The organism is Kitasatospora sp. NPDC056181 (assembly GCF_042266225.1).
In the GTDB taxonomy this organism is placed as follows: domain Bacteria; phylum Actinomycetota; class Actinomycetes; order Streptomycetales; family Streptomycetaceae; genus Kitasatospora.
In genome coordinates this window covers 1-8,797 of the sequence record NZ_JBHJUK010000243.1, presented here as the reverse complement: position 1 = coordinate 8,797, position 8,797 = coordinate 1, and the positions used below count along the sequence as shown (strand labels likewise).

Genomic DNA, 8,797 nt, shown 5'->3' with positions numbered 1-8,797 from the left:
GGACCAGCTCGGCGCGTATCCCGGCCAGCGCGGACGGCAGGTCGGCCGGGTCGAATCCGGCGTCGATCTCCCGCAGCGCGGCCTCCAGCCGCAGCCGGGAGTCGCGCCCGGCGGGCAGGCCGCGGTGCTCGGCGAGCAGCGCGGTGCCGGTGCGGGCGAGCAGTTCGGCCCGGGCCGCCGTGCTGCGGGAGAGCTCCTCCGCGGCGTGCACCAGGCTCCGGTTGGCGGCCTTCTCGATCAGGTCGGCCAGGGTGTCACGGGCCAGCGCCTGGGTGTCGGCGGTCGGGGCGATCAGCGGCAGCACCCACAGGTCCCGCGCGGAGGCCGTGGTCCGGCCGTCGAGCACGGCCGCCGCCGCGACCAGCTTCTGCGAGCGCACCGCCCGCCGGTCGCTGAGCGGCACCCCGGCCCCGCGCAGCCGGCGCAGTGCGGAACCGAGCAGCGGGGTCACCTCGTCCAGGTCGCACTCCCGGGCCGCGGCGGCCAGCCGGTCCACGGCGCCGAGCAGGTCACCGGGACGGGCCGGGGCGGCCACGGGGCGCCGGCCGGCCTCCAGCAGCTCCTCCAACCGGGCGTCGGCCACCGGCTCGACGAAGACCCGGGCCAGGAAGCGGTCGGCGAAGGCGGCGAGCGCCGGGTCGTCGGGGAGGTGGTTGGCGGCGCCGACGCAGACCCGCAGCGGGCTGGCGAGGACGGTGCGGCCCCGGCGGAAGACCCGCTCGTTGAGCAGGCCGAGCAGCGTGTTGAGGACGGCGGTGGAGCCGAGGAACACCTCGTCCAGGAAGGCGATGTCGGCCTCGGGCAGCATCCCGGCGGTCTCGAACTCGACCCGGCCCTCGCGGAGCAGGCGCAGGTCGACCGGGCCGAACAGCTCGTTGGGCTCGGTGAACCGGCCGAGCAGGTACTCGAAGTAACGGCCGCCCAGCTGGCCTGCGACCCGCCGCACCGCCTCGGACTTGGCGGTGCCCGGCGCGCCGACGACCAGCAGGTGCTCACCGGCGACCGCACAGAGCATCACCACCTCGGCCACCGTCTCACGGTCGATCATGCCCCGGCCGGCGGCGGCCACGGCGGCGCCGATCAGCTGCGCGTCCCCCGCGAGGGTGCCCTGGCAGGTGGCGTCGGCCCGGTGGACGGCATCGGTCGGCTGAACGGAGCCGATCGGGTGGACGGCGTCGGCCTGGCGGGTGGCATCGGTCGGGTGGACGGCGCCGGTCGGGTTGGTGCTGGTCTCGGTCACGAGCACCGGAGTCTACGGGGGCCGTCTCCGCGTCGACCAGCGGGTTTCCGGCTGCCCGCCCCCGGGCGGGCGGAGGACCGTTCAGTCGCCCGGGGGCGGCCAGCCGTCCCGGTTGGAGCAGCTCTCGTAGTCGTAGCGTGTGAGCCTGTCCCACTCCTCCCCCGTCGCCTGCTCGTACGCCTCCTCGTGCACGTAGAGCACCTCCTCGCAGTGCCGCGCGGTGAACGGCGCGAACCGGTCCGGCTCGCCGAAGACGCTCTCGTACACGGCGCGGCCGGCGGCGACGACCGCTGCCCGCGCGTACAGGAACCCGTCGTCCGACTGCGGGAACGGCTCACCTCCGGGCCGCTCCATCCCGGTGACCGGCAGGGTGCCGAACTCCTCCTGGTCGAGTCGGTACAGCGCCTCGGCGAGACGCTCGCCGAAGCCGATGATCTGGCCCACCGGTCCGGCGGCGAGCACCTCGGTCAGCCGCTCGCAGCCGGCCTCGACGTCGTCGCAGGTCGACGTCCCCGCCGGCCCGCCGAGGATCCCGATCAGCTCCCAGAACCGCGCCCAGGTGATCACCGGCAGGTCTCCGTCGGCGCCGGGACCGCCCTCGGTCGCGCCTGTGCCGGCGTCGGCGTCGGCGTCGGTAGCCGGATCGGTCGTGCCGGTCGTGCCCATGCGTCCTCGGCCCTTCGTGGAGTGAGGTATCGGCGGTGGTCGTCCGCCGGAACACACCATGTCATCGCACACTGACAGACCCGCAGGCCGGAGGAGTCGGCAGAGGCTGGCGGCGACAGGGAGGGCTGACGATCGGACTACGGCGCTCGCCCTCGCCGGGCAGCCTGCCGACCCGACGGCCACGGCCGCTGGTACAGCACGCTGACTTCCGGCGGCTCGGGCAGGTCGAGCGCCGCTGACTCCTCGGACGAGCCCGACGCGGTGCCCGCGGCGCGCGCACAACCTTTCCGCCGTCGGTTCGTTCGCCAGTGGTGAGGACCTTCGCCAGCCCGGACAACGCCGCCGACCCCGGCCACCCCGACGCCCCTGCCGCCCCCCGCCCCAGCGCCAGCCACGACCACGACGCCGACAGCAGCACCGCGGCGCCGCCCCTGGTCCTGTACCTCCGCGCCGCCGTGCCGGAGGACGCCGAACTGCTCGCGCGCTGGCGCCGGGAGGCGTCGGCTTGGGTGGCCGGACGGCACGGCAACCCGCAGTGGTCCGGCCCCGACCGGCCCGAGCGCCGGCTGGCCCTCATCGAGAAGGGCGCGACCGTGCTCGCCCTGCTGACACCGGACGGCCCGGCAGTGGCCACGTGCACCATCTGCCCTCGGGGGAGCAGGCGCCGCTGGACGGCCGAGGAGCGCGCCGTCCCGGCCCGCTACCTGCGCAAGAGCATCGTCGACCGTGCCCATGCGGGCCGCGGCATCGGCAGGCTGCTGCACGAGTGGGCCGGCCACCGGGCGGCCGGCGCGGGCGCCGTCGTCCTGCGCCTGGACGCGCGTTCGGACAACCCCGGCCTGAACCGCTACTACCGCTCCTGCGGCTGGCGGTACCTCAGGACGGTCCCGGGCATGGCCTCCGGGGCCCTCTTCGAGACCCCGGCACTTCTCCGCCCCGGCCTGCCGGTGCACGAGCTCGGCACGATCCGGCTGCCGGGCTGACCGCGCCGACGCCGACGCCAGCGTCGGACAGCAGGACGGCAGGACGGCAGGACGACGGGAGGGCACCACCGGGCCACCGGACCCCCGTCCCGTCAACTGCCGCCCATCCCGCCCTGCGCCGCGACCATCGTCACGTTCAGCCCGGCCACCGCCCGGGCCAGGCCCGGCGTTTCGGCCTTCAACCGGTCGGTGAGCGCCGTGACCCGCTCGGTGTGGGCCCGCCGGTCGTGCCGCGAGAGGACCAGCCGCAGGTGTCCGTGGGCGGCCAGCGCCGCCAGGACCGCGTCCGCGAACGGCGGCGTCTCGGCGACCGGGCCGCCGCCGCGCACGAGCTCCGCCACCCGCACCTGGAGGTCGAGCGCCTCCCTCGGGTCCGCCATCGCCACCGCCCGGTGCGGAACGACCGGACCGAAGGGGTCGCGGTCCGCCATGGTCACCACACCGAGCACGGCGAGCCGCTGCTCGACGGCCTCCAGCGTGTCCTCGCGGCTCCGTCTGATCCAGGCCTTCCAGGTGCGCGGCCGCGTGCCCAGCTCGGCGAGCAGCGCGTCGAGGACGCCGTCCTCCGTCGGGGCGGCCGTCACGACCCTGACCCGGCCCGCGTCGTCCTCGACGGCGGCGCCGCGGTGGGCGAGCTCGGCCAGGGCGGCCGCCCGCAGCAGGAAACCGGCCCGGGTGCGGTCCTGCAGGGACTGTGCCTGCGTGTCGAAGGCCAGCAGATACGCGGCCAGGTGCAGCGGTCTGTTCATGCCACCGACGATACGGAGCCCGGCGCCGCCCGGCGTCGGCCCAGAGGCCGGAACCGCGCTCCGACCACAGGACCACCCGGCCGGCCCTCCGTCGTCCCCCGGGCCTACGAGGTGCCGGCCCCGCGGGACCGGGACAGGACGGGACGGGTCAGCCGTTCGACAGGATCACCGCGCGGCGACCGGCCTTCCCGCGCACCGCGCACCACGCACCACGCACCACGCACCACGCAGCCGCCACGGCTACCGGGCGGCGGTCCCTTCTGCTGCTGGTCAGCGTCGCGGGCCGGGTGCCGTCACCGGCTTGGTCGGCCTGCGCTCCTTCGGTGCGCGTCGTTGCGGTGAGCGGGCCGATTCCGGTGTCAACCGAAGGTGCAGTGCAGCGAGCAGTAGGCAGAGCGCGGCCATCGCCGACCACAGTGGGGTCGTCCCCGCGTGGGCGAGTAGCTGGGTGCCGAGGACGGGAGCGAGCGTCGCGGCGACGCCCCAACTGGTGCCGAAGACTGCCAGGTAGCGGCCGCTCGCGCCGGGTGGCGCGATGCCGGTGACGAGCGCGTAGATGCGGCCCATGACCAACAGGTCGCCGAGGCTCATCACAGCGGCTGAGGCGAGCAGTGCCGGCAGGGTGCGGGTGAGGGCGTAGCCGGTCAGTCCCGCGGCCAGGAGGAGATGGGCGAGGGCGAGGGCAACGGGCGTGGTGAGCCGGGTCGCGCGGGGCAGGCGGATCAGTGGCTGGGCGAGCACGGTGGTGGCTGCGGCGGCGGTGAACAACAGCCCGGCGTCGGAGGCGCGCAGGCCCTGCCGCGCGAGTGCGAGCGGCAGGGTGATCACGGTCTGTTGGTTGATCAGGGCGTAGGCGGTTCCGGTGGCCAGGACGCTCAGCAGGGCGCGGTCGCGCAGCGGTCGCACGGCGGTGTCGTCCTGGTCCGCTCCGGGCGGTGCCGGGCGGTCGCGGGGCAGGGCCAGCCGGATCAGCAGCGCACAGGCCAGGCAGGTGGCGGCGTCGGTGACGAAGAGCCAGCGCAGGTCCCAGCGGCCGAGCAGGGAGGCGAGCAGCCCGGCGCACATGCCGCCCGCCGCGAGCGCGGCGCTGAACAGGCTGAACGCGCGTACCCGGTGTTGCTCCGGCACGGACTCGCCGATGATCGCCTGGCTCGGGGGCTCGTAGAGCTCGAAGGCCAGCCCGAGCAGCACCGCCCCGGCGACCGCCCAGGTGAGCGACGCGGAGGCCGCGATCGCCAGCTGTGCGGCGGCACATCCGCAGAGCCCGAGGACGATGGTCGTGCGCCGGCCTATTCGGTCGGCCAGGTGTCCCCCGGCCAGCCGTGAGGGGATCGTCGCGAGCCCGAAGGCGGCGCTGACCACCCCGGCGGTGGTCAGGCTCGCGCCGTGGTCGGCGCTGATCAGCGCGGTGAGAAAAGGCAGTGAGAAGGCCCCGATTCGGTTGACGACCCGGGCGAGTAACAGCAGGCGGACGGTGCGGGGCAGTGGTTCGGAGCGCGGCACGGCGCCTCCCTTTCTCGTGGATCGTCAATGTCGGTGATCAGCGGGGGTACGTACGCCGATGTCCGTCTCGTCCTCGTGTGACCTCCGAGCCCTGCGCGACGCCGTCTGCGCCGGCCGCAGCAACGGTCTGCGCTGCCGGGTCGGCGATCCACCGTCAGATCGGACCGACGCCGCGGGCGTAGTGCGGCAGGACCATCTCGACCAGGGCGTCGACATCGGCATCGACCATCGGTTCGCCGGTCATGCCCATCCGGTGGAGCAGGGTTCCGACGACGGTGTCGATGAAGAACAGGACCCTGTTCTCCGGCTCGTCGAGTGCGTCCTGGAGGGCGAGGCGGTACGGGTCCTGCAACCGTGAGGAGAGGATCTCGCGCAGGGCCCGGTCACTGACGGCGTCACTGAACACGCCCGCGAACGCGTCGCCCACCCCGGGCTCGCCGATCGTTGCCGCGATCCAGCGGATGGTCGCGGACAGGACCTCGGCCCGGTCGGCACCCTCCTTCAGTGGAAGCGGGCCGAACGCGTCGAGGAGGCAGTCCACGATCAGCGCTCCCTTCGACGGCCAGCGGCGGTAGATCGTCGTCTTCGCGATGCCGGTCGCGGCGGCGATGCGCTCGACCGTGGCGCGCGCGTAGCCGAGTTCCTGGACGGTGCTCAGGGTGGCGGTGAAGACCTCGGCGTCGAGGCCGGCGCGCGGGCGTCCGGGCGGTCGGGCGGAAGGAGGCGTTCGGGTCATTCCCTCACCATAGCCAGTTCCGCTACCTTAGGTATCGATACCTGAGGTAGCGAAACCATACGGGGAGGAGAAGGAATGAGCGAGGACAGCGGGGCGCGGCAGCCGTCGGCGAGCAGCAGCGGGTTGCGGCAGCAGGCGTTGGGGGGCGAGCCGGACTGGGCGGCGATGACCGCCGAGGAACTGGCCGCCTACCGCGAGACGGAGAACCGCAGGCGGGCGTCGCCTGCGATGCGGGCGATCACCGGGATGCCGGACCCCGGTGCCGCCATCGACTGGCAGTCGCTGGCGCTGCCCGGACGCCGCCTGCCGGTACGGGTCCACCGGCCGGTGCGCGAACACGGCGCCGGCTCCGCCGACCGCGCGGCGGCCCTGCCCCTCGTACTCCACGTCCACGGCGGCGGGTTCGTGGGCACGGCGGTGCAGAGCGACTGGATCAACAGCCATCTCGCCGCCCGGTTGCCGGCCCTTGTCATCTCGGTCGAGCACCGCCTCCTCGCCCCGGACACTCCGCTGTCGGCCGCCGCCGACGACGGCTGGGACGCGCTCGACCACCTGGTACGGCACGCCGCCGACTGGGGCGTCGACCCGGCGCGCATCGCCGTGTTCGGCGAGAGCTGCGGCGCACTGATCACCGCCCTGGCCGCCATCCGCGCCAGGCAGGCCGACCTGCACCTGCGGGCGCAGGTGCTGGTCAACCCCCTCGCGGACGTGACCGGGACGATGTTCGACCACCCCTCGGTCACCGAGCACGCCCACAGCCCGACCCTGACCCTTCCCCAACTGCGGCTGTTGCACCGGCTCGCCGCCCCCTCGGGAACCGATCCCCGTCCGCTGTCCCCGCTGCACGCCGACGGTCTCACCGGGCTCGCCCCGGCGCTGGTGGTGGTGCCGAGCCATGACCCGCTGGCCGACCACGGCCGCCGCTACGCCGAGCGCCTGCGCGCGGCCGGGACACCGGCACGGCTGACGGAGTTCCCCGAGACCACGCACGCCTTCGTCAGCATGCCGGCGGTAATGCCACAGGCCGAGGCGGCACGGGCGGAGATCACCGAGTTCCTCCGCGACGCCCTCGGCCGCCCCGGCGACCGCTGACCGAGCGAGTCCGGCCTACGGCCACAAGACCGGGTACCGCCTGCGGGTGCGGGCGCAGGTCGTGCTGCACGCGGCGCGCGGGCGCTCCAACGCGCGCATCCCCCGTGAGGTGAGGCCGCATCCGGACACGCTGCGCGCCGGCGCTCCAACGCGCGCAGCGTTCGTGGGGCGGGGCTGCATCCGGACACGCTGCGCAAAGTGGCCGATGCGGGAGGTGCCGCCGGTGACCGGTGCGGCCTTGCCGGCGAACCCCTGGCCGTGGTCGTCGACGGTCGGGATCACGGTCATTGCGTAGCCCGCCTCGGGGCGGCACGCACAGCCCGCCTCCGCGGCAGGTGCTCAGCTCGCCTCGGGGTGGAAGCGGTGGAGGCCCTTGCGGTCGTAGTACCTGGTCATCGCGAAGCCGAAGAGCAGCGCGGCCACCGTCCCGATCGCGATCATGATCCAGGCCCGGGCCAGCCCGGCGTCGGCCTGCGCGTCGAAGTAGAGGATCGCCCGGACGCCGTCCGTGAGCTGGCGCATCGGCTCGAACACCGCGAGCCCACGGTAGAACTCCGGCAGGGCCTGGAGCGGGACGGTCGCCCCGGAGGACGGCAGCGACAGGGCGATGAAGACGAACATGCTGATCAGCTGCCCGATCCCGCCGAACGCGGCGATCAGCGCCTGGGTGCCGAGCCCCACCGCCGAACTGGCGCAGACCGAGAAGACCCAGAGCAGCGGCAGGTGCGAGGCGTCCATGCCGAGCACCCCCACGGTCGCCAGCATCACCAGGCTGGAGGTCAGCAGCGAGATCCCGACCGACATCACGGAGGTGACGATCCACGTCTGGGTCCGGCCGATCGGTACCAGCGGGCGCTGGGTGCGCAGCGGCCCCAGCTCACTGGCCGCGTAGCCGAGCGCCACGTCGACGCCGTTGTTGATCACGTTCGCACCCAGGAAGCCGCAGAGGACGAGCAGCAGCGTGTAGTAGAACGCCGTCAGGCCGAGACCGCTGTGCGGGCCGATCGGGTGGCCGACCTGGACGTCGACCGTCACCGGGTCGGCCAGTTGGAGCGCCGCCGCGTTGCTCGCACCTCCGGCGCTGCTGGCCTGCCCGGACGGCTGCTGCGCCTGAGCCTGGGCCTGCGCCTGCGCCTGGGCGGTGAGGGTCCGGCCGAGCTGGGTCGAGGCCTGCTGCGCGGCGGCCTGGGAGATCGAGGAGGCCAGCGACGAGGCCAGGCTGCCCACCCCGGGGTTGGTCAGGACGGTGATCGTCGGTCGCGGCGGCGGCTGCGGGCCGGCCGGGGCACCGAGGGCGGCGACGGCGGCGGTGAATCCGGCCGGGACCTCCAGGGCGCCGGCGATCTTGCCGGAGGACAGCTGTTCGTCGGCGCCGGCCCGGTCGAGCAGCCGCCAGTCGACCTGGTCCCCCGGGTCCGGCGCGTTCGCGATGCCGGCCGTGATCTGCGCGCCGAGGTTCTGCTGCTGCCCGCCCACGGTGGCGCCCTGGTCGGAGTTGACCAGGCCGATCGGCAACCGGTGCAGGTCGGCGCGCGGGTTGATGATGCCGCCCATGTAGAGCAGCGAGAGCAGGAACCCCACCAGGCCGACGATGACCGTCGGCACCACCCAGACCTTGGGGTTGCGCAGCACCTGCGAGGCCCGTACGCCGGCCGCGGGCCGGTTCGAAGTCATGGCTCTCCCGTGGACGTCGTTCGGTCGGCCCCCGCCCGACCGTAGCCCTCGGCCGCCTCCCGACCGCGGAGCCTCGCGCGGGCCGCCGCGCCCGGGGAGCCCGGGGGCGCGCCGGCCGCGGGGAACACGCCCGAGAGCGAGCGCGGGGCGCGCG

General features: G+C 74.5%; 8 protein-coding genes. 2 read left to right on the top strand and 6 right to left on the bottom strand.

Annotation, left to right across the window (positions count from 1 at the left end; all coding sequences use genetic code 11):
* A partial coding sequence (locus tag ACFC1F_RS41675) for an AAA family ATPase (RefSeq protein WP_376166836.1) occupies nucleotides 1–1,240 on the bottom strand: 1,240 nt, incomplete at its 3' end.
* 81 nt (nucleotides 1,241–1,321) lie between these two features.
* Nucleotides 1,322–1,906, bottom strand: a complete 585-nt coding sequence (locus ACFC1F_RS41670; protein ID WP_376166833.1) for a DUF4240 domain-containing protein — start codon at nucleotides 1,904–1,906, stop codon at nucleotides 1,322–1,324.
* A gap of 311 nt (nucleotides 1,907–2,217) precedes the next feature.
* On the opposite strand from ACFC1F_RS41670, the gene ACFC1F_RS41665 reads away from it, so the two are divergent.
* A complete protein-coding gene (locus tag ACFC1F_RS41665; protein ID WP_376166831.1) occupies nucleotides 2,218–2,889 on the top strand; it encodes a GNAT family N-acetyltransferase in 672 nt (223 codons plus the stop codon).
* A 92-nt stretch (nucleotides 2,890–2,981) separates the two neighbouring features.
* Here ACFC1F_RS41665 and ACFC1F_RS41660 read toward each other — a convergent pair whose 3' ends face one another.
* The 3 genes from ACFC1F_RS41660 to ACFC1F_RS41650 form a co-directional block, all read right to left on the bottom strand.
* Nucleotides 2,982–3,638 (bottom strand): GPP34 family phosphoprotein, encoded by a 657-nt coding sequence (locus tag ACFC1F_RS41660; RefSeq protein WP_376166829.1) that lies wholly within the window; start codon nucleotides 3,636–3,638, stop codon nucleotides 2,982–2,984.
* A 270-nt stretch (nucleotides 3,639–3,908) separates the two neighbouring features.
* Nucleotides 3,909–5,141 (bottom strand): MFS transporter, encoded by a 1,233-nt coding sequence (locus ACFC1F_RS41655; protein WP_376166827.1) that lies wholly within the window; start codon nucleotides 5,139–5,141, stop codon nucleotides 3,909–3,911.
* Between the two features lie 154 nt (nucleotides 5,142–5,295).
* A complete protein-coding gene (locus tag ACFC1F_RS41650) occupies nucleotides 5,296–5,877 on the bottom strand; it encodes a TetR/AcrR family transcriptional regulator (RefSeq protein WP_376166825.1) in 582 nt (193 codons plus the stop codon).
* A gap of 75 nt (nucleotides 5,878–5,952) precedes the next feature.
* On the opposite strand from ACFC1F_RS41650, the gene ACFC1F_RS41645 reads away from it, so the two are divergent.
* On the top strand, nucleotides 5,953–6,969 hold the full coding sequence (locus tag ACFC1F_RS41645; protein WP_376166822.1) for an alpha/beta hydrolase: 1,017 nt from the start codon (nucleotides 5,953–5,955) through the stop codon (nucleotides 6,967–6,969).
* A 339-nt stretch (nucleotides 6,970–7,308) separates the two neighbouring features.
* Here ACFC1F_RS41645 and ACFC1F_RS41640 read toward each other — a convergent pair whose 3' ends face one another.
* Nucleotides 7,309–8,643, bottom strand: a complete 1,335-nt coding sequence (locus ACFC1F_RS41640; RefSeq protein WP_376166820.1) for a DUF3533 domain-containing protein — start codon at nucleotides 8,641–8,643, stop codon at nucleotides 7,309–7,311.
* Nucleotides 8,644–8,797: the final 154 nt, after the last annotated feature.